This is a genomic window from Massilia sp. IC2-476 (genome assembly GCF_020707295.1).
GTDB lineage: Bacteria > Pseudomonadota > Gammaproteobacteria > Burkholderiales > Burkholderiaceae_D > Telluria.
The window spans coordinates 78,761-103,010 of sequence record NZ_JAJFER010000006.1; the positions used below are offsets into that span (position 1 = coordinate 78,761).

At 63.5% G+C, this 24,250-nt stretch carries 24 protein-coding genes; 20 read left to right on the forward strand and 4 right to left on the reverse strand.

Features of this window, described 5'->3' with window-relative positions:
- The first annotated feature begins 74 nt into the window (after positions 1 to 74).
- Entirely contained in the window at positions 75 to 2,681 is a 2,607-nt protein-coding gene (clpB, locus tag LK539_RS16600; RefSeq protein ID WP_227802169.1) for an ATP-dependent chaperone ClpB, read from the forward strand.
- A gap of 72 nt (positions 2,682 to 2,753) precedes the next feature.
- On the opposite strand, the gene LK539_RS16605 is transcribed toward clpB, so the two are convergent.
- Together LK539_RS16605 and LK539_RS16610 are read right to left on the reverse strand one after the other, a co-directional pair.
- The gene (locus LK539_RS16605) at positions 2,754 to 3,329 is read right to left on the reverse strand and encodes a PEP-CTERM sorting domain-containing protein (protein WP_227802170.1); all 576 of its coding nucleotides are present in this window, start codon (positions 3,327 to 3,329) and stop codon (positions 2,754 to 2,756) included.
- Positions 3,330 to 3,504: 175 nt separating this feature from the next.
- The gene (locus tag LK539_RS16610) at positions 3,505 to 4,176 is read right to left on the reverse strand and encodes a PEP-CTERM sorting domain-containing protein (RefSeq protein ID WP_227802171.1); all 672 of its coding nucleotides are present in this window, start codon (positions 4,174 to 4,176) and stop codon (positions 3,505 to 3,507) included.
- A 377-nt stretch (positions 4,177 to 4,553) separates the two neighbouring features.
- Between LK539_RS16610 and aceA the strand changes: the two genes are divergently transcribed.
- The 3 genes from aceA (at position 4,554) to LK539_RS16625 (ending at position 8,595) form a co-directional block, all read left to right on the forward strand.
- Entirely contained in the window at positions 4,554 to 5,852 is a 1,299-nt protein-coding gene (aceA, locus tag LK539_RS16615; RefSeq protein ID WP_227802172.1) for an isocitrate lyase, read from the forward strand.
- Positions 5,853 to 6,015: 163 nt separating this feature from the next.
- Complete coding sequence (gene rlmJ / locus LK539_RS16620) at positions 6,016 to 7,209, forward strand: 23S rRNA (adenine(2030)-N(6))-methyltransferase RlmJ (protein WP_227802173.1); 1,194 nt, start codon at positions 6,016 to 6,018, stop codon at positions 7,207 to 7,209.
- Positions 7,210 to 7,329: 120 nt separating this feature from the next.
- A complete protein-coding gene (locus LK539_RS16625) occupies positions 7,330 to 8,595 on the forward strand; it encodes an EAL and HDOD domain-containing protein (protein WP_227802174.1) in 1,266 nt (421 codons plus the stop codon).
- A 166-nt stretch (positions 8,596 to 8,761) separates the two neighbouring features.
- On the opposite strand, the gene LK539_RS16630 is transcribed toward LK539_RS16625, so the two are convergent.
- The gene (locus LK539_RS16630; protein WP_227802175.1) at positions 8,762 to 9,511 is read right to left on the reverse strand and encodes an SAM-dependent methyltransferase; all 750 of its coding nucleotides are present in this window, start codon (positions 9,509 to 9,511) and stop codon (positions 8,762 to 8,764) included.
- A 20-nt stretch (positions 9,512 to 9,531) separates the two neighbouring features.
- Positions 9,532 to 10,146 (reverse strand): Maf family nucleotide pyrophosphatase, encoded by a 615-nt coding sequence (locus LK539_RS16635; protein WP_227802176.1) that lies wholly within the window; start codon positions 10,144 to 10,146, stop codon positions 9,532 to 9,534.
- A 185-nt stretch (positions 10,147 to 10,331) separates the two neighbouring features.
- On the opposite strand from LK539_RS16635, the gene LK539_RS16640 reads away from it, so the two are divergent.
- The 16 genes from LK539_RS16640 (at position 10,332) to LK539_RS16715 (ending at position 24,211) form a co-directional block, all read left to right on the forward strand.
- On the forward strand, positions 10,332 to 10,829 hold the full coding sequence (locus LK539_RS16640; protein ID WP_227802177.1) for a DUF177 domain-containing protein: 498 nt from the start codon (positions 10,332 to 10,334) through the stop codon (positions 10,827 to 10,829).
- A 234-nt stretch (positions 10,830 to 11,063) separates the two neighbouring features.
- Positions 11,064 to 11,246: a 50S ribosomal protein L32 gene (gene rpmF / locus LK539_RS16645; RefSeq protein ID WP_005666806.1), complete on the forward strand. Its 183-nt coding sequence runs from the start codon at positions 11,064 to 11,066 to the stop codon at positions 11,244 to 11,246.
- A 197-nt stretch (positions 11,247 to 11,443) separates the two neighbouring features.
- Positions 11,444 to 12,469, forward strand: coding sequence for a phosphate acyltransferase PlsX (plsX, locus tag LK539_RS16650; protein WP_227802178.1), 1,026 nt, complete (start codon positions 11,444 to 11,446; stop codon positions 12,467 to 12,469).
- A 25-nt stretch (positions 12,470 to 12,494) separates the two neighbouring features.
- Positions 12,495 to 13,481 (forward strand): beta-ketoacyl-ACP synthase III, encoded by a 987-nt coding sequence (locus tag LK539_RS16655; protein ID WP_227802179.1) that lies wholly within the window; start codon positions 12,495 to 12,497, stop codon positions 13,479 to 13,481.
- A gap of 169 nt (positions 13,482 to 13,650) precedes the next feature.
- Entirely contained in the window at positions 13,651 to 14,613 is a 963-nt protein-coding gene (gene fabD, locus LK539_RS16660) for an ACP S-malonyltransferase (RefSeq protein WP_227802180.1), read from the forward strand.
- A 33-nt stretch (positions 14,614 to 14,646) separates the two neighbouring features.
- Entirely contained in the window at positions 14,647 to 15,384 is a 738-nt protein-coding gene (gene fabG, locus LK539_RS16665; RefSeq protein ID WP_227802181.1) for a 3-oxoacyl-ACP reductase FabG, read from the forward strand.
- Positions 15,385 to 15,553: 169 nt separating this feature from the next.
- Positions 15,554 to 15,793: an acyl carrier protein gene (gene acpP, locus LK539_RS16670; RefSeq protein ID WP_020653257.1), complete on the forward strand. Its 240-nt coding sequence runs from the start codon at positions 15,554 to 15,556 to the stop codon at positions 15,791 to 15,793.
- Between the two features lie 32 nt (positions 15,794 to 15,825).
- Positions 15,826 to 17,076 (forward strand): beta-ketoacyl-ACP synthase II, encoded by a 1,251-nt coding sequence (fabF, locus tag LK539_RS16675; protein ID WP_227802182.1) that lies wholly within the window; start codon positions 15,826 to 15,828, stop codon positions 17,074 to 17,076.
- 157 nt (positions 17,077 to 17,233) lie between these two features.
- Positions 17,234 to 17,731 carry a flagellar hook-length control protein gene (locus LK539_RS16680; protein WP_227802183.1) on the forward strand — a complete coding sequence of 166 codons (498 nt, stop codon included), beginning with the start codon at positions 17,234 to 17,236 and terminating at the stop codon, positions 17,729 to 17,731.
- A gap of 61 nt (positions 17,732 to 17,792) precedes the next feature.
- Positions 17,793 to 18,395, forward strand: coding sequence for an RNA polymerase sigma factor RpoE (gene rpoE / locus LK539_RS16685; protein ID WP_227802184.1), 603 nt, complete (start codon positions 17,793 to 17,795; stop codon positions 18,393 to 18,395).
- 29 nt (positions 18,396 to 18,424) lie between these two features.
- Complete coding sequence (locus tag LK539_RS16690; RefSeq protein WP_227802185.1) at positions 18,425 to 18,859, forward strand: sigma-E factor negative regulatory protein; 435 nt, start codon at positions 18,425 to 18,427, stop codon at positions 18,857 to 18,859.
- Between the two features lie 202 nt (positions 18,860 to 19,061).
- Positions 19,062 to 20,543: a DegQ family serine endoprotease gene (locus LK539_RS16695; RefSeq protein ID WP_227802186.1), complete on the forward strand. Its 1,482-nt coding sequence runs from the start codon at positions 19,062 to 19,064 to the stop codon at positions 20,541 to 20,543.
- Positions 20,543 to 20,812: a glutaredoxin family protein gene (locus LK539_RS16700; protein ID WP_227802187.1), complete on the forward strand. Its 270-nt coding sequence runs from the start codon at positions 20,543 to 20,545 to the stop codon at positions 20,810 to 20,812. Before LK539_RS16695 ends, LK539_RS16700 begins: the two co-directional genes overlap by 1 nt.
- Positions 20,813 to 21,082: 270 nt before the next feature.
- Positions 21,083 to 22,876, forward strand: coding sequence for a translation elongation factor 4 (gene lepA, locus LK539_RS16705; RefSeq protein WP_159697641.1), 1,794 nt, complete (start codon positions 21,083 to 21,085; stop codon positions 22,874 to 22,876).
- The gene (gene lepB / locus LK539_RS16710) at positions 22,877 to 23,794 is read left to right on the forward strand and encodes a signal peptidase I (RefSeq protein WP_227802188.1); all 918 of its coding nucleotides are present in this window, start codon (positions 22,877 to 22,879) and stop codon (positions 23,792 to 23,794) included.
- A 15-nt stretch (positions 23,795 to 23,809) separates the two neighbouring features.
- Positions 23,810 to 24,211, forward strand: coding sequence for a DUF4845 domain-containing protein (locus LK539_RS16715; protein ID WP_227802189.1), 402 nt, complete (start codon positions 23,810 to 23,812; stop codon positions 24,209 to 24,211).
- Positions 24,212 to 24,250: the final 39 nt, after the last annotated feature.

Sequence of the window (24,250 nt, forward strand, 5' to 3'; positions counted from 1 at the left end):
ATTGCACATCTTGAAAAGCGGATAGTGGCCCTTATTTTGCTCCTCAGTCAAGAACACCACTAGGGAGCAATACCATGCGGCAAGACAAACTGACGACCAAGCTCCAGGAAGCGCTGGCGGATGCCCAGAGCCTGGCGGTCGGCAACGATAACCAATACATCGATCCGGTGCACCTGCTCGTCGCCCTGCTGAACCAGGACGACGGCGGCGCCCGCTCACTCCTGCAGCGCGCCGGCGTCAACGTCGGCGGTCTGTCGAATGCGCTCAAGTCTGCGCTGGAACGCCTGCCCAAGGTGACCGGCACCGGCGGCGACGTCCAGGTCTCGCGCGAACTCGTGTCGCTGCTGAACCTGGCGGACCGAGAATCGCAGAAGCGCGGCGACCAGTTCCTGTCCTCCGAAATGATCCTGCTGGCGCTGACCGAGGACAAGTCGGACGCCGGCCGCCTGGCGCGCGAGCACGGCCTGGCGAAGAAGGCGCTCGAATCCGCGATCCAGGCCGTGCGCGGCGGCGAGTCGGTGAATTCGCAGGACGCCGAAGGCCAGCGTGAAGCGCTGAAAAAATACACCCTCGACCTGACCGAGCGTGCTCGCCAGGGCAAGCTCGACCCCGTGATCGGCCGCGACGACGAGATCCGCCGCGCGATCCAGGTGCTGCAGCGCCGTTCCAAGAACAATCCCGTGCTGATCGGCGAGCCGGGCGTCGGCAAGACCGCCATCGTCGAAGGCCTGGCCCAGCGCATCGTCAACGGCGAAGTGCCCGACTCGCTCAAGGGCAAGCGCGTGCTCTCGCTCGACATGGCGGCCCTGCTGGCCGGCGCCAAGTACCGCGGCGAGTTCGAGGAACGCCTCAAGACCGTGCTGAAGGAGCTGGCCCAGGACGAAGGCCAGACCATCGTCTTCATCGACGAGATCCACACCATGGTCGGCGCCGGCAAGGCCGAAGGCGCGATGGACGCCGGTAACATGCTCAAGCCGGCGCTGGCGCGCGGCGAACTGCACTGCGTGGGCGCCACCACGCTGGATGAGTACCGCAAGTACGTCGAGAAGGACGCCGCGCTCGAGCGCCGCTTCCAGAAGATCATGGTCGACGAGCCGAGCGTGGAGGCGACCATCGCCATCCTGCGCGGCCTGCAGGAAAAGTACGAGCTGCACCACAAGGTCGAGATCACCGACCCGGCCATCATCGCCGCGGCCGAGCTGTCGCACCGCTACATCAGCGACCGCTTCCTGCCGGACAAGGCGATCGACCTGATCGACGAGGCGGCCTCGAAGATCAAGATCGAGATCGACTCCAAGCCGGAAGTCATGGACAGGCTGGAGCGCCGCCTGATCCAGCTGAAGATCGAGCGCGAGGCCGTGCGCAAGGAGACCGACGAAGCGTCCATGCGCCGCATGGAGCTGATCGGCGAAGAGATCGCGCGCCTGGAACGCGAGTACAACGACTACGAGGAGATCCTCAAGTCCGAGAAAGCGGCGGTGCAGGGCACCACCCATATCAAGGAAGAGATCGAGCGCATCCGGCACCAGATGGAGGAAGCCAAGCGCCAAAGCAACTGGCAGCGTGTCTCCGAGCTGCAGTACGGCCAGCTGCCGCAACTGGAAGCGCAGCTCAAGAAAGCCGAGGAAGCGGCCGAAAGCGCAGATGGCGATACCAGCAAGCCGCGACTGCTGCGCACCCAGGTCGGCGCCGAGGAAATCGCCGAAGTGGTGGCGCGCGCGACCGGCATTCCGGTGTCGCGCATGATGCAGGGCGAGCGCGAGAAGCTGCTGCACATCGAGGACGAACTGCACAAGCGCGTGGTGGGCCAGGACGAGGCGATCGAGGCGGTGTCGGATGCGATCCGCCGCTCGCGCGCCGGCCTGTCCGACCCGAACCGCCCCTACGGTTCCTTCATGTTCCTGGGCCCGACCGGCGTCGGCAAGACCGAGCTGTGCAAGGCGCTGGCCAGCTTCCTGTTCGACACCGAGGAGGCCCTGATCCGCATCGACATGAGCGAATTCATGGAGAAGCACTCGGTTGCCCGCCTGATCGGCGCGCCGCCGGGCTACGTCGGCTACGAAGAAGGCGGCTACCTGACCGAGGCCGTGCGCCGCAAGCCCTACAGCGTGATCCTGCTGGACGAGATCGAGAAGGCGCACCCGGACGTGTTCAACGTCCTGCTGCAGGCGCTGGACGACGGCCGCATGACCGATGGGCAGGGCCGCACCGTGGACTTCAAGAACACGGTGATCGTCATGACCTCGAACCTGGGTTCGCACAAGATCCAGTCGATGGACACGGATGAACCGGCGGTGGTGAAGCTGGCCGTGATGGCCGAGGTGCGCGGACATTTTCGCCCCGAGTTCATCAACCGGATCGACGAAATCGTGGTCTTCCACGCGCTCGACGAGAAGAACATCGGTGCGATCGCCAAGATCCAGCTGCGCAACCTGGAGGAACGCCTGGCCAAGATGGACATGCAGCTCGACATCGACGACGAGGCGCTGCAGAAGATTGCGGAAGCTGGCTTCGACCCGGTGTACGGCGCCCGCCCGCTCAAGCGCGCAATCCAGCAGCAGATCGAAAACCCGCTGTCGAAGGCGATCCTGTCCGGCCGTTTCGGGCCGAAGGATACGATCCCGGTGCGGGTGCGCGGCGGGAACCTCGTGTTCGGCGAACAGGTGGAGCTGGCCAAGTAAGCCGCTTCGCGCCTACCAATAAAAACGGCGCGTCCCGCAAGGCACGCGCCGCTTTTTTACGTCATCACACCATTACGGCTGCCTGCGCTTCCTCCGCGCCATGAAGCCCATCAGCCCCAGCCCGCCCAGCATCATCGCGTAGGTCTGCGGCTCCGGCACCGGCGCGATGGCCTGCGACAGCAGGCTGCCCACCTTGCGCTCGCCCTCGCCGAAGAAGTTCACCTTCAGGTGCGGGGCATCGAGCGCCGGCGCGCCGCCGCTGAAGCTGAACTGGAACACCATGTCGTCCGAAAGCAGCACGCGCTCGCCGGAGAAGCACAGGCTGCGTCCCGCGTGGGCGCCGCCGCTGCATCCGTTCGCATTCAGTTCGTTCGAGGACAGGGTCCAGTCGGTGGCCGCGCCGGGCGCGGAGACCAGGGTGACGTCGGAGAAGCTGCCGAGGTCCTTCAGCTGGAGGGCGCCGATGCTGGTCGCATCCAGCCAGTCGCCGCTGCGCTTGGCGGCGTCGATTTCCAGGGTGAGCAGGTTTCCCGACCAGGTCGACGTGAACGTCACGCCTTGATAGGTGAGGGTGCCGGCCTGGCTGGAGGCGATGACGCCCGCGGTGAGGGCCAGGATGGCTGTTGCTTTGGCTAGTAAGGTCTTCAATTCGATCTCCTCGATGATATTGAATGACCAGGCCTTCGCGTCGGCGAACGGCCCGGACCTGCGTACGGATGAGCACGCAGGCCCAGACTATTCCGCCCGTATTGACCTTTCTGTTAGGCGACTAACCAATGGCTGAGCTAGGGTTTCCCTGCAGCAAGCAGCGCTGCAAGGGGGCTCAGGACTTGCGGCGACGGGTCAGGCCCAGCATCGCGAATCCTGCAGCCAGCAGCGCCAGGCTCTGCGGTTCCGGCACATTCGACGCCGTGTTCGAGAGGGCCGGGCTTGCCGGCAGGGTGCCGTTCGCTGCAGCCGTTTCCTTCACCGGCAGGGTGAGAACCGGCGCCGGGATCAGTTCTGGGGTCGCCGGGAAGTCGAGCGAGAGCAGGCTGCCGACCTTGTTGCCCTTGGCGTCGATGAAATGGACCTTCAGGTGCGGGGCCGACAGGACCGGGGTGCCGGTGAAGGTAAAGGTAAAGACCATATTGTCGGCCAGGGCGATGCCGGGGCCGGTGTAGCACAGGCGTGTCATGCCGGTCGAGCCTGCGCTGGCCTTGGCGGCGCCACAGCCCTTGGCGAACAGTTCGCTCGACGACAGGGCCCAGGGCGCGGCGCCGGGCGTACTCATGTTCACGCCGGAAAAGCTGCCGATCGTCTTGAGCGACAGGGCGTCGATCGCGCTGGCGCCAAGCCAGCCGCCGCTGCGGTTCGCCGCATCGATTTCCAGGGTCAGGACATTGCCGGTATAGGTCGAGGTAAACACGACCCCATCCTGCTTGATAACGCCGGCAGATGCGTTTTGTGCGGCGAGGAAGAGGAAACCGCTGGCGAGATGGAGGAGAGGGCGCATGATCATTTTCGTTAAATTGTTGGTTATTTTGACGGATTTGATGATTGCATCATGTCATCAGTTTTTCGTCTGGTCAACAAATATTTGGCGTCACTAAGTAATTACGTGCCGCCTAGCAACGGTGTATGTCGTCCTGTTTTTACATTGTGAAATGCAGATGCCGTCTGACGAAATGCGCAGCAAAAGCGCTATGCTTCCTTGTTCTCATTTTAAGAAATTTCATGCCGCATCATGAAATGAAAACGCCAAGTCATTGAAATAACAGGATTAAAAATTCTTTTGATGTCTTATATAAGAGTTGTTGTGCTCCGCACAAACTGATCTATGATTGTCTCAACAGATTCTTTCGCAATTCATTTTTCTATCAGGAGAACAGCATGGCAACTCGTGAACAGCAGATCAGTGAACTCCAGCAAGACTGGGAGACCAACCCGCGTTGGCAAGGTGTGACGCGCAACTACACGGCGGCCGACGTCGTGCGCCTGCGCGGTTCGATCCAGATCGAGCACACCCTCGCCAAGCGTGGCGCCGAGAAGCTGTGGGACCTGGTCAATAACGAACCCTACGTTAACGCCCTGGGTGCGCTGACCGGCAACCAGGCCATGCAGCAGGTGAAGGCCGGCCTGAAGGCTATCTACCTGTCGGGCTGGCAGGTGGCGGGTGACGCCAACGTCGCCGGCGAAATGTATCCGGACCAGTCGCTGTACCCGGCCAACTCGGTGCCGCAGGTGGTCCGCCGCATTAACAATACCTTCCAGCGCGCCGACCAGATCCAATGGTCCGAAGGCAAGGACGACATCGACTACTTCGCCCCGATCGTGGCCGATGCGGAAGCCGGCTTCGGCGGCGTGCTCAATGCCTTCGAGCTGATGAAAGCGATGATCGACGCCGGTGCCGCCGGCGTGCACTTCGAAGACCAGCTGGCCTCGGTCAAGAAATGCGGCCACATGGGCGGCAAGGTGCTGGTGCCGAGCCGCGAAGCGGTCGAGAAGCTGAATGCGGCGCGCCTGGCGGCCGACGTGATGGGCACCCCGACCCTGGTCATCGCCCGTACCGATGCCGAAGCTGCCGACCTGCTCACCTCGGACGTCGACCCGATCGACCAGCCCTTCTGCACCGGCGAACGCACCGTCGAGGGCTTCTACCGCGTCAAGCCGGGCATCGAGCAGGCCATCTCGCGCGGCCTGGCCTACGCCCCGTTCGCCGACCTCGTGTGGTGCGAGACCGGCAAGCCGGACCTGAACTTCGCCAAGCAGTTCGCCGAAGCCATCCACGCCAAGTTCCCGGGCAAGATGCTGGCCTATAACTGCTCGCCTTCGTTCAACTGGAAGAAGAACCTGGACGACGCGACCATCGCCAAGTTCCAGCGTGAGCTGGGCGCGATGGGCTACAAGTTCCAGTTCATCACCCTGGCCGGCTTCCACGCCCTGAACTACAGCATGTTCAACCTGGCCCACGGCTATGCCCGCCGCGGCATGTCGGCCTTCGTGGAACTGCAGGAAAACGAGTTCGCTGCCGCCGAGAAGGGCTTCACCGCCGTCAAGCACCAGCGCGAAGTCGGCACCGGCTACTTCGACGCCGTGACCCAGACCATCCAGCAGAACCAGAGCTCGACCACCGCGCTGCATGGTTCGACGGAAGACGAGCAGTTCTTCGACGAAAAGAAAGTCGCTTAAGGCAAGCCGTAACACCTCCAAGGATTTGCCGCAGTGCCCATCAGGGCCTGCGGCTTTTTTATTTCCCGTGCATTTTCCCGACCGGGAGGCGTGATAGTGGATAATGGCGGCCATTGCGCCGTCGAAAGGACGGCAACGACACTTTTCTCAGGAATTCCAGCTTATGTTGAGCTACCGCCACGCCTTCCACGCGGGTAACCACGCCGATGTCCTCAAACACTTTGTACAGGTGCAGCTGCACCTGTATATGAACCAGAAGGACGTTGCCTACACCTATATCGACACCCACTCCGGCGCCGGCGTCTATGCGCTGGACAGCTTCCAGGCCACCAAGACGGGCGAATTCGATACCGGTATCGGCCCGCTGTGGAATGCGACCAACGTGCCGGCGGCGCTGCAGCCCTACCTCGACCTGGTCAAGGGGATGAACCCGAGCGGCAAGATGCGCTACTACCCGGGCTCGCCCTATGTCGCGGACCAGATGTCGCGCCTTGACGATCGCCTGCGCCTGTTCGAACTGCACCCGGCCGACGTCAAGATCCTGAACGAGAATGTCCGCAAGGCCGAGGCGCACAAGGCCGAGCAGGGCGAGCGAGCGCGCGGCAAGCGCGTGATCATCGAGCACGGCGACGGCTTCCAGAGCCTGAAAAAGCTGCTGCCGCCGCCTTCGCGCCGGGCGCTGGTGCTGGTCGACCCGCCCTACGAGGTGAAGGACGACTATAAAAAGGTGCGCGATGCGCTGGAAGAAGCGCTGGGCCGCTTCCCGAGCGGCATGTACGCGGTCTGGTATCCGGTGCTGCAGCGCATGGAATCGCGCCAGTTCCCGGACAAGCTCAAGCGTCTGCCGGCCAAGGAGTGGCTGAACGTCACGCTCACCGTGTCGACGCCGGGCCCGGACGGCATTGGCCTGCACAGCAGCGGCATGTTCATCCTGAACCCGCCCTATACCCTCGAGCCGATGCTGCGCGAGACCATGCCTTACCTGGTGCAAGTGCTGGGCAAGGACGCCGGCGCGCGCTTCACCATCGAAACCGGCACTCAGGTAACCGGTGCCGCGTCGGCGCGCCTGGCCGGCGAAGGACCACGCGCGCCGGTCGGCAACGCCCGCCGCGCCAGCCCGCTGTCGGGCAAGGGCAGCCTGCGCCTGCCGGGCCAGAGCATGGTGCGCGAAGGCGAAGAGGCCAAGCCGGCCGCCAAGGCGCCGGCGCCACGCCGCGCATGGCGTCCGGACGGCAGCGCGCAGGTCAAGCCCGCAGCGGTAGGACAGGGCGAATCGCGTGCTCCGGCCAAGCGTCCGGCGGGCGCACAGCCGCGTGCGGCCGGCCCGCGCCCAGCCGGCAAGGGCGGCAAGCGCTAGGCGCGATTCGATATAAAAATGCTAATAATGTCGGATTTGTAGTATAGTCGTCGAGACAGGCGTCCACACGCCTGCTCGGCAGGCTCATCCGTGCCGCAACAGTTTCCGGGAGTTTTTTAGATGCATGCCGAAGCAACGGCAGCGGCGTCCGCGCCGTCCAACGATTTTTTCCTCGCACGTCAGCCCATCCTCGGCCGTGACCAGCATCTCGTGGCATTCGAGCTGCTGTTCCGTGCCGCCGGTGAGGACGACGATGCGAAGCTGACCGACAACGCTGCGGCGACGGCGGCCGTGATTTCGCACGCGTCGCAGCTCGGCATGGAGCAGGTGGTCGGCGAGCAGCTCGCCTTCGTGAATGTGGACGAGGTCGTGCTGATGAGCGACTTCGTACGTTTCCTGCCTCCCCATAAGGTTATCCTCGAAATCCTGGAAACCGTCAAGCCGACCCGGCAGCTGCTGGCGCGTGTCGCCGAACTGAAGGAACTCGGTTTCAAGTTCGCGGTCGACGACGTGGTCGAGCATTCTCCCGAGCTCGACCGGCTGGTCGGTCTGGTGGACGTCATCAAGGTCGACGTCAAGCTGGTGCCGCGCGAGGAGCTGCAAGACTTGGTGGCCTCGCTCAAATCCACCGGCAAGAAGCTGCTGGCCGAAAAGGTCGAAACGCTCGACGAGTTCCGGCTGTGCATGGACCTCGGCTTCGAATACTTCCAGGGCTATTACTTTGCCCGTCCGGTGATCTTGTCGGGCAAGAAGATCACGCCGTCCGAGATGGCGATCCTGCGCCTGTTGGAGCTGGTGAGTTCGGATGCCGACGCCCATGTGATCGAAACCGCGGTCAAGCGCGACGCCCTGATCAGCCTGAACCTGCTGCGCCTGGTGAACAGCCGCGCGGCGCCGGGACCGCAGATTGAATCCCTGTCACAGGCGCTGAGCCAGCTGGGACGGCGCCAGCTGCAGCGCTGGCTGCAGATCCTGCTCTACACCACGGCCGGCGGCGTCGAGCTCGCTTCACCGCTGCTGCAACTGGCCACCACGCGCGGCAAGCTGCTCGAACTGATGACCCTGGCCAAGCGCCCGGACGATGCGGCGCGGGCCGACCGCGCCTTTACCGTGGGGATCATGTCGCTGGCCGATGCGCTGTTCTCGATTCCGATGCAGGAAATCCTCGACAACGTCGAAGTCGCCGACGACGTGCGCGCCGCGCTACTGGACCGGGAGGGGGAATTCGGCACGATGCTCAGGGTGGCCGAGCTGCTGGAAGCGGCCGAGGGCGGGTGTAAGCTGTACAACGCGCTGCGCAAGCTGGGCTTAAGCGTGGCGCAGATTCGCGAGATCGAGTTGAAGGCGTTTGATTGGGTGAGGGAGCTCACCAATGAGGTGCACTGACACGCCGCGTCGAGCAGCGCTTTTAACTACCTCTAACCTAAAAACCGTCGCTCCGGCGAAGGCCGGAGCCCAATTTCTCGTGAGCCGCCACTGCCTTCCAGCGTAGCCGGTACGCGGTGAAACTTGGGTCCCGGCCTCCGCCGGGACGACGAGGTGGCGTCGCGGGTTATTGGGCGAGGAACAGGAATACGGTCGGCTTCTTGTGGAAGTCAGGCGCCTTCCCGGCCGCCAGTGCTTGCTTCCACTTCGCCGCCGTCATCGTCCTGACCGACTCGCTCGTCAGCGACAAATCCGTCGCCACGCAAATCAGGGTCCCCGGCTGGCACGCTGCCACGAGCGCCTCCAGCATTTGCCCGTTCCGGTACGGCGTCTCGATCAGGAGCTGCGTCTGCTTCTCGCTGCGCGAGCGCCCCTCGAGCTGCTGGATCCGCTTGCTGCGCTGCCCCGCGTCCGTGGGCAAATAGCCATTGAAGGCAAAACTCTGGCCGTTCAGGCCGCTGGCCATCACCGCCAGCAGCAGCGAGGATGGCCCCACCAGCGGGCGCACCGCGATTCCATGCTGGTGGGCGAGGCGCACCAGGTCGGCGCCAGGGTCGGCCACTGCCGGCACCCCGGCTTCCGACACCAGCCCCGCATCGCGTCCCGCCAGCAGCGGCGCCAGCAATTGGGCGAGGGCGGCCGGCGGCGTGTTGACGTTGAGTTCCGCGATCTCGATCTCCTGCAGCGGTTTCGCCAGCGGATGGTCGATGCCAATCAACTTCAGGAAGGCGCGCGCCGTCTTGGCGTTCTCGGCGACGAAATAATCGAGCTTGGAGGTCAGCGCCTGCACCTGCGTCGGCAGCAGGGTGGACAGGGCGTTTGGTGCGGCATCGACGGGACCAAGGGTGTTCGGAATCAGGTAAAGGGTGCCAGGCATCGTTCAGAAAATATAAGGTGTTACACGCCGAAGAAGGAAACACTGGCGCGGCGCAGCATGCCTGTCAGGGCGATCAGGGGCAGGCCAGTGAGGGCGGTCGGGTCGCTCGACTCGATCCTTTCGAGCAGGGCAATGCCCAGGCCTTCGTTCTTGGCGCTGCCGGCGCAATCGTAGGGTTGCTCGATGCGCAGGTAGGCGTCCAGCTCGGCATCCGGCAGGTTGCGGAAGTCGACGAAGACCTGTACGTTTTCCACCTGCGCCGCCTGCGCGGGGTTGGCCACGCGGCTATCCCACAGGCACAGTGCCGTATGGAAGACCACGCGCCGTCCGCGCATCAGCTGGAGCTGTGCCAGCGCGCGCGCATGGTCGCCAGGTTTGCCGATCTGCATGCCGTCGAGTGTGGCGACCTGGTCCGAGCCGATCACCAGCGCGCCGGGCGCCCGCGCCGCCACCGCGGCCGCCTTGTCGCGCGCCAGGCGCAGGGCGGTGTCCTGCGGCGCCTCGCCCGGCTGCGGCGTTTCGTCGATATCAGGTGCGATCGCTTCGAAGGGCAGTTGCAGGCGCGACAGCAGCTCGCGGCGGTAGGCGGAACTTGAGGCCAAAATGAGGCGCGGTGGCGTGGAACTTGGTATCATTGCGGTCTGTCGAATGGAAAAACTATAAGACAAGCTTATAGATCATATATCTCCGGCAAGTAAACCTGATAAATCCAACACATCGGTTATTGCGAACAACGCGGAGGGGTCAAAAACGACGTAAGTCTTTGACTCTGCGGGGAGAAGCCTGTTATTATCGCAGGTTTTCCGGGGAAGTTTTCCAAATGAGCGCTTTTGTCATTGACGCCTTCGAGTTTTGCCGGAATAGCGGACACCGCGAGGGCGTGACGCCCGTGGCCGAGATGACCCGTCTGGCAGCCGATTGCGCCGACAAGTCTGGCGAGATTCGCTGGTCGATCGACGGCGGCCTGACCAAGCAGGGATATCCATCGATGACCCTGGCGGTCGCCGGTCCCGTGAAGCTGGTGTGCCAGCGCTGCCTGACGGCCCTTGACTACGAAATCGATTCGTCCACCATGCTGGTGCTCGGCAAGGACGATGAAGATGCGGACGGGATCGAGGAAGTCCTCGACGACGAGAGCATCGACGTGATCGTCGGCAGCCACGAATGCGATATTCGCCAGCTGCTGGAAGATGAAGCCCTGCTGGCCCTGCCGCAGGCACCGAAACACGAGGTATGTCCGGACACCAAGCTGCTGGACGCCCTGAAGACCGAAAAGGTCTCGCCGTTTGCGGCACTGAAAAACCTCAAGTCCGAATAAAGCAGTAGAACGAATTAGTAGTACCGCAGAGCAGTAATGCAATGCGCCGCAGTACGACTGAAAGAACGTGTCAAACGCGTGCAGTAGTCGAGTATGGCAGTAGGCAGTTGATGTAGGCAGCGTTAAAACATGTCGGCAATGGATGAATAAGAAATTGCCGCTGGGATACTCGATCTGCATGAATTTGCAAGTCGAATGTGTTAGAATTTTAGAACTTATGTATTAGGAGTCATCATGGCAGTTCAGCAGAATAAGAAGTCCCCGTCGAAGCGCGGCATGCACCGTTCGCACGATTTCCTGACCGCACCGAACCTGGCAGTCGAGCCGACCACCGGCGAAACCCACCTGCGTCACCACATCAGCCCGAACGGTTTCTACCGTGGCCGTAAAGTCCTGAAGACCAAGAACGACGAGTAATCGACGTCTTGTCCTTTAGTACCATGAAAGCGGTGCAACGTATGTTTTCTGCGTGGCGCCGCTTTTTCTTTTCCGTTTTCAGCGGCTGCAACAACTTTGCAATCCGTCATTTTGAATTGCGCGGACAGCGGCTGGCCATGCGCCACGCCCCATCCCATCCTGCCGCCCGCATTGCGTGAGCCGGCATCCCCCGACAAATGACAATCACAATTTCTATTGACTGTATGGGCGGCGACCACGGCCCCTCAGTTACCATTCCAGCAGCCATCTCGTTTCTAAAAAAACAAGCTGACGTCCACCTGATCCTGGTGGGCCTGGAAGACGTCGTGCGTGCCGAGCTCAAGAAGCATGGCGCCGAGTCGCACTCCCGCATCACCGTCAAGCATGCCGCCGAGGTCGTCACCATGGACGACCCGCTGGAAATCGCCCTGCGCAAGAAGAAGGATTCATCCATGCGCGTGGCAATCGAGCTGGTCAAGGACGGCAGCGCCAACGCCAGCGTCTCGGCCGGCAATACCGGCGCCCTGATGGCCGTCTCGCGCTACGTGCTCAAGACCATGGCCGGCGTCGACCGCCCGGCGATCTGCTCGATCATGCCGAACCAGAAGGGCGGCCCGACCTACATGCTCGACCTGGGCGCCAATGTGGACTGCGAGCCGCACCACCTGCACCAGTTCGCCATCATGGGTTCGGTGTTGTGCGCAACCATGGAGAATATCCCGCGTCCTACCATCGGCCTGCTCAACGTCGGAACCGAAGAGATCAAGGGCAACGATGTGGTCAAGGCCACCGGAGCGCTGCTCAAGGCCGACCACGAGCGCGGCAAGCTGAATTTCTTCGGCAATGTCGAAGGCAACGATATCTTCAAAGGCACGGTCGACGTGGTCGTGTGCGACGGTTTCGTCGGCAACGTCACCCTCAAGGCCATCGAAGGCGTGTCGCGCTTCTTCAAATCCGTATTCACCGAGAACTGGATCTCGACGCTAGGTGCGCTGCTGGCCCGCAAGTCGCTCAAGAAGCTGAATCCGGAACGCTACAACGGCGCCAGCCTGCTCGGTCTGAAAGGCCTGGTATTCAAGAGCCATGGCGGCGCCAACGCCTTTGCCTTCGAGTGGGCGCTCAAGCGCGCCTATGACGCAGCCAAATACGATCTACAAGAGCAGCTGTCGGCGCTGATCGCCGAACTGATGCCGACCCCGCCCGACGTCCAACGCCAGGCGTAAATCACAATAGCAGGATGGTGGAGAGATGACTGTCTACAGCAGAATCACCGGTACCGGCAGCTACCTGCCGGCCAAGCGCGTGACCAACGAGGAACTCGCGGCCCAGCTGGCCGGGCAGGGCATCGAGACCTCCGACGAATGGATCGTGACCCGCAGCGGCATTTCGAGCCGCCACTACGCGGCCGCTGACGAAAACGCTTCCGACCTGGCCGTCAATGCCGCCCGCAAGGCGATCGAAGCGGCCGGCAAGACCCCGGGCGAGATCGACCTGGTCATCGTCGCCAGTTCCACCCCTGACTTCCACGGCAGCTTCCCCAGCACCGCCTGCATCGTGCAGCAGAAGCTCGGCATGGCGAATAATAGCGCCGCGTTCGACGTGCAGGCGGTGTGCAGCGGCTTCGTGTATGCGATGTCGACCGCCGACGCCTTCATCCGCGCCGGTGTCTATAAACGCGTGCTGGTGATCGGTGCCGAAGTGTTCTCGCGCATCCTCGACTTCAGCGACCGCACCACTTGCGTGCTGTTCGGCGACGGCGCCGGCGCCGTGGTGATGGAAGCATCAAGCGAGCCGGGCGTGCTGGCCACCAAGCTGCATGCCGACGGCAGCCAGTCGCACATCCTGTCGATCCCGGGCAACCTGGCTGGCGGCGCCGTGGCCGGCAGCGGCTTCCTGTACATGGACGGCCCGGCGGTGTTCAAGCTGGCCGTCACGGTGCTGGAAGAAGTCGCCAAGGAAGCGCTCGAGCACGCCAAGATGCAGCCGTCCGACATCGACTGGCTGATCCCGCACCAGGCCAACCTGCGCATCATGAAGGGCACCGCCAAGAAGCTCGACCTGCCGATGGAAAAGATGGTCGTCACCGTCGACCAGCACGGCAACACCTCGGCCGCCTCGATCCCGCTGGCGCTGGACGCCGCGGTGCGCGACGGCCGTATCAAGAAGGGTGACAATGTGCTGATGGAAGGCGTCGGCGGCGGCTTCACCTGGGGCGCCGTGCTCGCCCGAATGTAACAGCACAGATATCGTATTTGTAGGGTGGGCGGCTCCGCCGCCCACGCGGTGATAGGTACCGGCAAGATCATCGCGCCCGACATTTGAACCGATAACAATCACCGCGTGGGCGTTCGTAATTCCGGACATTGCCCGAAATTACCCCGCGCACCCTACGGAGAACAATAAAATGAACAAATTCGCTTTCCTGTTTACCGGCCAGGGCGCCCAGGCCGTCGGCATGCTGAACGGCTTCGCCGGCAACCCGGTCGTCGAGCAGACCGTCGCTGAAGCATCCGATGCACTCGGCTTCGACCTCGGCAAGCTGATCGCCGAAGGCCCGAAGGAAGACCTCGACCTCACCACCAACACCCAGCCCGTGATGCTGACCGCCGCGGTCGCCGTGTACCGCGCCTGGATCGCCGCCGGCGGCCCGGCGCCGTCGCTGGTTGCCGGCCACAGCCTGGGCGAATACTCGGCCCTGGTGGCTGCGGGCGTGATCAAGTTCAAGGACGCGGTGCCGCTGGTGCGCTTCCGCGCGCAGTCGATGCAGGACGCGGTGCCGGTGGGGCAGGGCGGCATGGCCGTCGTGCTGGGCCTGCAGGCCGAGGACGTGCGCGCCGTCTGCGCGGAAGCCGTCAGCGGGGAAAATGCGGGCGAAGTCGTGGAAGCCGTGAACTTCAACGAGCCGACCCAGATCGTGATCGCCGGCCACGCTAGCGCGATCGACCGCGCCTGCGAGATCGCCAAGGCCAAGGGCGCCAAGCGCGCCATGAAACTGGCCGTGTCGGCCCCCTTCCACTCGTCCTTGCTCAAACCGGCCTCGGATCGTTTGCGCGAGTACATGGAAAACATCGAATTCTCCGCGCCGCAGATCGACTTGATCAACAACGTGGACGTTGCTATCCTGCACGATCCGGCTGCGATCAAGGACGCCCTCGTGCGCCAGGCGGCCGGTCCGGTGCGCTGGGTCGAGACCATGCAGAAGATGGCCGCCAGCGGTGTCACCCAGGTGATCGAATGCGCGCCGAGCAAGACCCTGATCGGGATGGCCAAGCGCATCGACCCGGCGCTCGCCGGCGAAGCCCTGGTCGACCAGGCTGCGCTGGAGCGGGTCCTGGCGTCGCTCAGTGCAGCCGACAGCGCGGCCTGAAGCACATCAAGCACACCACATAAGAGGAAAAGCATGAATCTGGAGAACCAAGTCGCTCTCGTCACCGGCGCTTCGCGCGGCATCGGCAAGGCCATCGCGCTGGAGCTGGCGCGCCAGGGCGCGAAGGTCGTCGGCACCGCCACCAGCGAGTCCGGCGCTGCGGCGATCACCGATTACCTGAAGGAGTTCGGTGGCAAGGGCGTGGTCCTGAACGTCACTGATGCGACCCAGTGCGCCGCCGTGGTCGAGGACACGCAAAAGGGCTTCGGCAGCCTGTCGATCCTGGTCAACAACGCCGGCATCACCCAGGACAACCTGGCCATGCGCATGAAGGACGAGGAGTGGGACAGCGTCATCTCCACCAATCTCACCGCAGTCGGCCGCCTGTCGCGCCTGGTGCTGCGCGGGATGATGAAGGCCAAGCACGGCCGCATCATCAACATCACCTCGGTGGTGGGCGCCTCCGGTAATCCGGGCCAGATGAACTACGCCGCCGCCAAGGCCGGCGTGGCCGGCATGACCCGCGCGCTGGCGCGCGAGATCGGCAGCCGCAACATCACCGTCAACTGCGTCGCCCCAGGCTTCATCGATACCGACATGACCAAGGCGTTGGGCGAAGGCCAGCACGAAGCGCTGCTGGGCCAGATCCCGCTGGGCCGCCTGGGCCAGCCGGAAGACATCGCCCACGCCGTCGCCTTCCTGGCCGGCCCGACTGCCGCCTATATCACGGGCAGCGAGCTGCACGTGAATGGCGGCATGTATATGAATTAACAAGGTAAAATGCCGGGTTTCGACGCTCGCGAAGAAAATCCGGTGTAATCGCCTCTTTTAGCAGTAATTTCGGTGGAAATAACCGTTATCGCCGAAAGTAGTTTTTCACCGCGCAAACCTGATAAAATGCGCGCACTTTCCGCAACACATACCTTAATGGAGCCATAACATGTCGGATATCGAACAACGCGTTAAAAAAATCGTCGCTGAGCAACTGGGCGTTGCAGAAGCAGACATCAAAATCGAATCCTCGTTCGTTGACGACCTCGGCGCTGACTCGCTGGACACCGTGGAACTGGTGATGGCACTGGAAGACGAGTTCGAAATGGAAATCCCTGACGAGCAGGCTGAGAAGATCACCACCGTCAAGCAAGCCATCGACTACGCTACCGCGCACGTCAAGGCCTAAGCTGTCGCTTTAAAAGTTTCTGGGAGAATCGCTTGAGCCGTTCACGCAACCGCCGTGTCGTCGTTACCGGCCTGGGCTGCATTTCACCAATCGGCAATACCATTGCCGAGGCGTGGGAAGCGGCGCTGGCCGGTAAGTCGGGCATTGCCAACATCACCAAGTTCGACGCGACGCCGTTCACGACGCAATTCGCCGGTGAAGTGAAGAACTTCAAGGTGGAAGATTACCTGCCGGGCAAGGAAGGCCGTAACATGGATAGCTTTATCCATTACGGCATGGCCGCCGGCATCCAGGCCCTGCAGGATTCGGGCCTGGAAGTGACCGAGGAAAACGCGGACCGCATCGGTGTGACCATCGGTTCGGGTATCGGCGGCCTGCCGATGATCGAAGCCACCAAGGAAGAGTACATGAATCGCGGCCCGCGCCGCATCTCGCCCTTCTTCGTGCCGGCATCGATCATCAACATGATCTCGGGCGATCTCTCGATCAAATTCGGCCTGCGCGGCCCGAACCTGGCGATCGTCACCGCCTGCACCACCGGCCTGCACTGCATCGGCGCCGCCGCTCGCCTGATCGAGTACGGCGATGCCGACGTGATGATCGCCGGCGGTGCGGAGTCGACCGTGTCGCCGCTGGGCCTGGGCGGCTTCGCCTCGGCACGCGCGCTGTCGACCCGTAACGACGACCCGACCACCGCGTCCCGTCCGTGGGACAAGGATCGCGACGGCTTCGTGCTGGGCGAGGGCGCCGGCGTGATGGTGCTCGAAGAGTACGAACACGCGGTCAAGCGCGGCGCGAAGATTTATGCCGAAGTCATCGGCTTCGGCATGAGCGCGGACGCCAACCACATCACCTCGCCGGTCGAGGATGGCAGTGGCGCGGCGCGCTGCATGGTGGCGGCACTGCACAACGCGGGCCTGAATGCCAGCGAAGTCCAGTACGTCAACGCGCACGGCACCTCGACGCCGCTGGGCGACGTGGCGGAAGTGCGCGGCATCAAGCGCGTCTTCGGCGACCATGCCAAGAGCGGCCTCGTCGTGAACTCGACCAAGTCGATGACCGGCCACCTGCTCGGTGGCGCGGGCGGCCTGGAATCGGTGTTCACCGTGCTGGCGATGCACCATCAGAAATCGCCGCCGACGATCAACATCTTCAACCAGGATCCGGAATGCGACCTGGACTTCGTGGCCAACACGGCGCGCGACATGAAGATCGATTATGCGGTGAAGAACTCCTTCGGCTTCGGCGGTACCAACGGTACCCTCGTGTTCGCCAAAGTCTGAGTTTTTTCATACCGCGGGTCTGAACCAGACCACGCCCATCCCGGTCTAACTGGGATGGGCGCCTGACAGCCTGGACCATTCGGTCCTGCGCATCCCTCCTTGCACCTTCCGCACGGCCCCGGCCAGCGGCGCTCCTTCCTTTCCCTTTTTCGCACCCATGTCGATCGCGGTGACCGTCGTCATTGCGCCGTCGCGCTGCCTGCGCTGCCTGCTCGCCGGCTTCGGCGCTTCCCTGATCGCGGCCGCCTGCGCCGTGGGCCTCGTCGCGCCCCCAGGCTACGCCGGCGGGCCGCTTGTGGCGCTGGCGCCGCTGATCGCCGGGCTATGCGTGGCGCATGCGGCGCTACGTCCTGCAATGGTGCATCGCATTGATATTTCTGGACCCGGCCAGATACGGCTGACGGTACAACAGGGTGTGCGACCGGAACGAGAAGCGGCGCTGCCGGCGATGCTGCTGCCCGGTTCGACACTGTGGCCGCGGCTGATGCTGCTGCGCCTCGGCACAGGCCGTCGTGCCTCCGGGCGGGCCGCTTGCTGCACCGTGCCTGTGCTCCCCGACAGCCTGGCGCCCGACGCCTTCCGCGCCCTTGTCGTGGCGCTCGGCGCCGGTGCAGAGGCGGCAGGCAGGGCGACGCTGGAGCACAAAATACTTTGAACTTATTGCAGCGGACCAACTCTTATGGAGGAGGACCGTGGCAGCCGATGGGGCAGGGTCCGTGACGACAGAACGCGAGGGTGATCAGGTGTTGGTAGAGCGCGTCCAGGCCGGTGACCGGGGGGCGTTTGATCTGCTTGTGGCCAAATACCAGCGACGCCTGATGCGTCTGGTGTCGCGTCTCGTACACGACCCGGCCGAAGCGGAAGACGTGGTGCAGGAGACCTTCATCAAGGCCTTCCGCGCGCTGCGCCACTTCCGCGGCGATTCCGCCTTCTACACCTGGCTGTATCGCATCGGCATCAACACGGCGAAGAATTTTCTGGTCACACAGGGCCGCCGCGCGCCGACCTCCACCGAGGCCGACGCGGAGCGGGCAGAGGGGTTCGACGACGCAGACAGCTTGCGCGACATAAACACACCAGAATCAGTGTTGGCGAGCAAGCAGATTGCCCATACGGTGAACGCGGCGATGGAAGCCCTGCCGCTGGAATTGCGAACGGCTATTGTCCTGCGAGAAATAGAAGGATTGAGCTACGAAGAAATCTCCGAGGTGATGGCGTGTCCGATAGGAACCGTTCGCAGCCGGATTTTCCGTGCGCGCGAAGTCATCGCCGAGAAATTGCGCCCATTGCTCGATTTCCCGGTTGACAAACGTCGGTAGGTAGCAGGATCGTACATAGGCAGGACAAATTGAACACACCGACGGCGGCGGGTTACCAGATGGACACGAACAAGAAGATACGCGAATACATATCGGCCTTTGCGGACGGCGAGCTGCCGGAAGCCGACCTCGAGCTCGCGCTGGCAGCCCTGCGCGAAGCGGATGGCCGACAGGCATGGGACCTGTACCACCAGATCGGCGACGCCCTGCGCGGCGAACCGGGGCATGCCGAGCTGTCGCCAGACTTCCGCGCACGGCTGGCCGACAAGCTCGCTGCCGAGCCGATGCCGCTGCGGCGCGCGGCAGCGCGGCCCAGTACGCCGGCTGACACCCTGGCGGCCATTGCGCCCTCGGTGGTCGCGGCCGGCGAGGCCCTCAACGGCTCCAAGCTGGCCGAGGACACGGCCGCGTCGCACGATGCCCCGGCTCCCGAGTCCAGTCCAGCCGTCGCCAAGCGGCTCTGATGGGCACGCGCGGATGCAGTGATATGTCCGATGTATCTATGTGGCACGGTGATTCGTCCAGCGTATCAGTGACTCAGTAAGGTCCGGGCGGGCGCCGGTTTCATTCCGACCCGGCGTGGGGGCGCGGCACACCGCGCACGGCGCGACAAAGCGTGTTTTTTGGCTTACCATAAAGTCAATCTCAGCCTTCCACGCCAAGTCCATGACCCGTCCATTTCCACGCCGTTCCCCTGGCCTGATCCTGTCGGCCCTGCTGCTCTCCACCACCTGCGCCTTTGCCGGCGGCAGCGCCATCGCCGCCGCGCCGGTCCAGACCCCGGTCGTGACCGGCCTTCCCGATTTTTCCGACCTGATCGACAAGGTCGGCCCGGCCGTCGTCAACATCCGCACCACCGAACGCGTCACGCGCGGGCAGGGCGCGCCCGGTGAAGAAGAAATGCAGGAATTCCTGCGCCGCTTCTTCGGCGGCCAGATCCCGCGCGGCGGCGGGCGTGGCCAGGGTCGCCCCGGCGGCCAGGGCGGCGGTGCGGAAGAAAACGTGACGCGTGGCGTCGGCTCCGGCTTCATCATTTCCGCCGACGGCTTCGTGCTGACCAATGCCCACGTGGTCGAAGGCGCCGACGAGGTCACCGTGACCCTCACCGACCGCCGCGAATTCAAGGCCAAGGTGCTGGGCGCCGACCGCCGCTCCGACGTCGCCCTGCTCAAGCTGTCGGCCAACAACCTGCCTTACCTGCGCACCGGCGACTCGAGCAAGATCCGGGTCGGCGAATGGGTGGTGGCGATCGGCTCGCCCTTCAACCTCGACAACACCGTCACGGCCGGCATCATCTCCGCCAAGTCGCGCGACACCGGCGAATACCTCCCGCTGATCCAGTCCGACGTCGCGGTCAACCCGGGCAACTCGGGCGGCCCCCTGATCAACATGCGCGGCGAAGTCATCGGCATCAACTCGCAGATCGCCACGCTCTCGGGCGCCTACAACGGCATCTCGTTCGCCGTGCCGATCGACGAAGTCACGCGCGTGGCCGAACAGCTCAAGACCAGTGGCAAGGTCACCCGCGGCCGCCTGGGCGTGCAGATCAGCGAAGTCACGCGCGACGTGGCCGAGTCGCTGGGCCTGGGCAAGGCGCGCGGGGCCGAAGTCTCGATGGTGGAAGCGGGCGGTCCGGCGGAGAAGGGCGGCATCAAGGTCGGCGACATCATCCTGAAATTCAACAATCAACCGGTCGAAACCACCCGCGACCTGCCGCGCCTGGTCGGCGCGAGCAAGGTCGGCAGCCGCGCTACCGTCACCGTCTGGCGCCGCGGGGCCCAGCTCGAGGTGCCGGTGACCATCGTCGAGCTGCAGGAAGAGAAGGTCGCGGGCGCCCGCCCGACGCCGCCGAAGAAAGCCCCCGGCGCGGCCCCGAACGCCCTCGGCCTGGTGGTGTCCGACATCACGCCCGCCCAGCGCGCCGAGCTCGGCGCCGATGCTGGCGTGCTGGTCGAGGACGCCAGCGGCAACGCGGCCACGGCCGGCATCCGCCCGGGCGACGTGATCTCCCAGGTCGGCAATACCCAGGTAGCGAATGTGGCCCAGTTCAACGGGATCATCGCCAAGCTCGATCCGAAGAAACCGGTGGCGCTGCTGGTGCGCCGCGAGGACGTGACCCAGTACATCGTCGTGAAGCCGCGCCAGTGATGCGCCCGGTTCCCTTCACCCTGTATTCGCGCAGCTACTGCCACCTGTGCGAGGACATGCTGCAGGCCCTGATGGCCTTGCAGCAGCCGGGCGAGCGCTTCGACGTCGCGGTCATCGACGTCGACCTCGACCCCGCTCTGGTGGCCCGTTTCGACGAGCTGGTCCCGGTACTGTTCGGCGATCCGGCCGGCGAGGAGCTGTGCCACTACTTCCTCGACCCCGCCGCTGCGCGCGGCTGGGCGGATGCCTGCGCACCCGCACCGGCCTGAATCTCGCCGCCAAACCCGGCCATTTGCCCATCCTCCGGGCGAAAACCCGGGTTTCTGCCCCTGGACGACCCCAAAACCGGGCTTTCCGGCGCGGAATCCGGTAAAATGCCGGGGTCGGAAAAGCGTCTGTCCCTAACACACGCGATTCTCTCGCTTCATCAAGCGCTTCGGCCGGGGCCCGGTACGCCCCCACGGAGCGCTTTTTTGCATGGCGTCTTCGTTTGTAGCCTGCCGCGCTGTCCGCGGCCTTTTTGGTTTTGAGCTTTGTTAATGAACAACATACGTAACTTCTCCATCATCGCCCACATCGACCACGGCAAATCGACCCTGGCCGACCGCATCATCCAGCTGTGCGGTGGTTTGTCGGAACGCGAGATGGACGCGCAGGTGCTCGATTCGATGGACCTCGAACGCGAGCGTGGCATCACCATCAAGGCCCAGACCGCGGCGCTGCAGTACAAGGCGCGCGACGGCCAGACCTACAACCTGAACCTGATCGACACCCCGGGCCACGTCGACTTCTCCTACGAAGTCTCGCGCTCGCTGTCGGCCTGCGAAGGCGCGCTGCTGGTGGTCGACGCCTCCCAGGGCGTGGAAGCCCAGACCGTTGCCAACTGCTACACCGCGCTCGACCTGGGCGTGGAAGTGGTGCCGATCCTGAACAAGATCGACCTGCCGCACGCCGACCCGGACAACGCCAAGAAGGAAATCGAGGACGTCATCGGCATCGACGCGTCCGACGCCACCACCTGCTCGGCCAAGACCGGCCTGGGCGTGGAAGACGTGCTGGAAACCCTGATCGCGAAGGTGCCGCCGCCCAAGGGCGACCCGGATGCGCCGCTGCAGGCCCTGATCGTCGACTCCTGGTACGACCCGTATGTCGGCGTCGTGATGCTGGTGCGCGTGGTCAACGGCACCCTGCGTCCGAAAGAAAAGATCCTGCTGATGGCAACCGGTTCGGTGAACCTGGTCGAAAGCGTCGGCGTGTTCACCCCGCGTTCGGTCGCGCTGCAGGAACTGTCGGCCGGCCAGGTGGGCTTCATCATTGCCGGTATCAAGGAATTGACCGCCGCCAAGGTGGGCGACACCGTGACCCTGGCCGCCAAGCCGGCCCCGGCACCGCTGCCGGGCTTCAAGGAAGTCCAGCCGCAGGTCTTCGCCGGCCTGTTCCCGGTCGAGGCCAACCAGTACGACGCCCTGCGCGACTCGCTGGAAAAACTCAAGCTGAACGACGCCGCCCTGATGTACGAGCCGGAAGTCTCGCAGGCGCTGGGCTTCGGCTTCCGCTGCGGCTTCCTGGGCCTGCTGCACATGGAGATCGTGCAGGAACGTCTCGAGCGCGAGTTCGACATGGACCTGATCACCACCGCGCCGACCGTCGTGTACGAGGTCGAGATGCGCGACGGTTCGATGGTGCGCGTGGACAATCCGTCGAAGATGCCGGAACCCTCCAAGATCAATGAAGTGCGCGAGCCGATCGTCGACGTCAACCTGTACATGCCGCAGGAGTATGTCGGTGCGGTGATGACCCTGTGTAACGGCAAGCGTGGCGTCCAGATGGACATGGCCTACCACGGCCGCCAGGTCAAGCTGCACTACGAAATCCCGATGGCCGAGATCGTGCTGGACTTCTTCGACCGCCTGAAGTCGACCTCGCGCGGCTATGCCTCGATGGACTACGAGTTCAAGGAATACCGCGCCGCCGACGTGGTCAAGGTCGACATGCTGATCAACAGCGAGAAGGTCGACGCGCTGGCCATCATCGTGCACCGTGCCAACGCGCCTTACCGTGGCCGCCAGGTGGCAGCCAAGATGCGCGAACTGATCCCGCGCCAGATGTTCGACGTGGCGATCCAGGCCGCGATCGGCGCTACCATCATCTCGCGCGAGAACGTCAAGGCGCTGCGCAAGAACGTGCTGGCCAAGTGCTACGGCGGCGACATCTCACGTAAGAAGAAGCTGCTGGAAAAGCAAAAGGCCGGCAAGAAGCGCATGAAGCAGGTCGGTTCGGTGGAGATTCCGCAAGAGGCCTTCCTGGCCATCCTGCAGGTGGAAGAAAAATAAATGGATATGCAAACTGTCCTGAGCAATTTTGCCCTGATCCTGTTCGTGCTGATGGTGGTGACCGGCGTCATCTGGTGCCTGGATGTGTTCGTCCTTGCCAAACAGCGCCGCCGCGCCGCCGACATCGCCCTGCGCGAATACGACGCGCGCATCGACAAGCTGGCCAAGGAAGGCATCAAGGCCGACAGCGGCAACCAGCGCGCCGAAATCGAAGCGGCCCACCTGCGCCAGCCGACCTGGATCGAGTACTCGGGCAGCTTCTTCCCGGTCATTGCGCTGGTATTCATCCTGCGTTCCTTCCTGTGGGAGCCGTTCAAGATCCCGTCCTCGTCGATGGTGCCGACCCTGCTGGTGGGCGACTTCATCCTCGTGAACAAGTACGCCTACGGCATCCGCCTGCCGATCATCAACAAGAAGGTGATCGAGATCGCCGACCCGCAGCGCGGCGACGTGATGGTGTTCAAGTATCCGAAGGACATGAGCCAGGATTACATCAAGCGCGTCATCGGCGTTCCGGGCGACACCATCACCTATGAAAACAAGCGCCTGACGGTGAACGGCAAGCCGGTCCAGTACACCCCGATGGACGATTATCTGGATGACCAGCATCCGATCTACCACAAGCAGTTCCTGGAAAACCTGGCCGGCGTGCCGCACTGGATCCTGAATACCGCCGACAAGCGCGGCTTCGACCTGGGCGCCGTGGACTTCGTCAACCATCCTGAAGCCTGCAACTTCTCATACGATAAATTTACCTGTATCGTACCTGCAGGCAATTATTTCATGATGGGCGATAACCGCGACAACAGTGCCGACAGCCGCTATTGGGGCTTCGTACCGGACAAGAACATTGTTGGCAAGGCGATCGTCGTCTGGATGAATTTCGGCAATCCGAAACGGATTGGCGGCATCCAGTAATTTCGGAGATCCACCATGCAGAAGCAAATCCTCGTTCGCCAGTCCGGCATCTCGCTGACCGGCCTGATCCTCGTCCTGGCCGTGCTCGGCGTCGCAGCCGTGTTCGCGCTCAAGCTGATCCCGACCTACACTGAGTACAGCGCGATCAAGGATGCGATCGTGCGCGCCAAGGAAGCTGGCGGCACGCCGCGCGAAATACAGGTAGCCTTCGACAAGACCGCCGGCATCAACGACGTCACCGCCGTCCGCGGCCGCGACCTGACCATTACCCGCGACGACGGCGAAGTGCAAGTCAGCTTTGCCTACGAGAAGCGGGTCCCGCTGATGGGCAACGTCAGCCTGGTGATCGACTACGCGGGCACGACCGATCCGAGCGGCGTGGTGGCGGCCAAGGAAGCCGACGCACCTGCTCGATAAGCAACACGCGGCGTCCACGTGGGTGGGCGCTGAAACCAC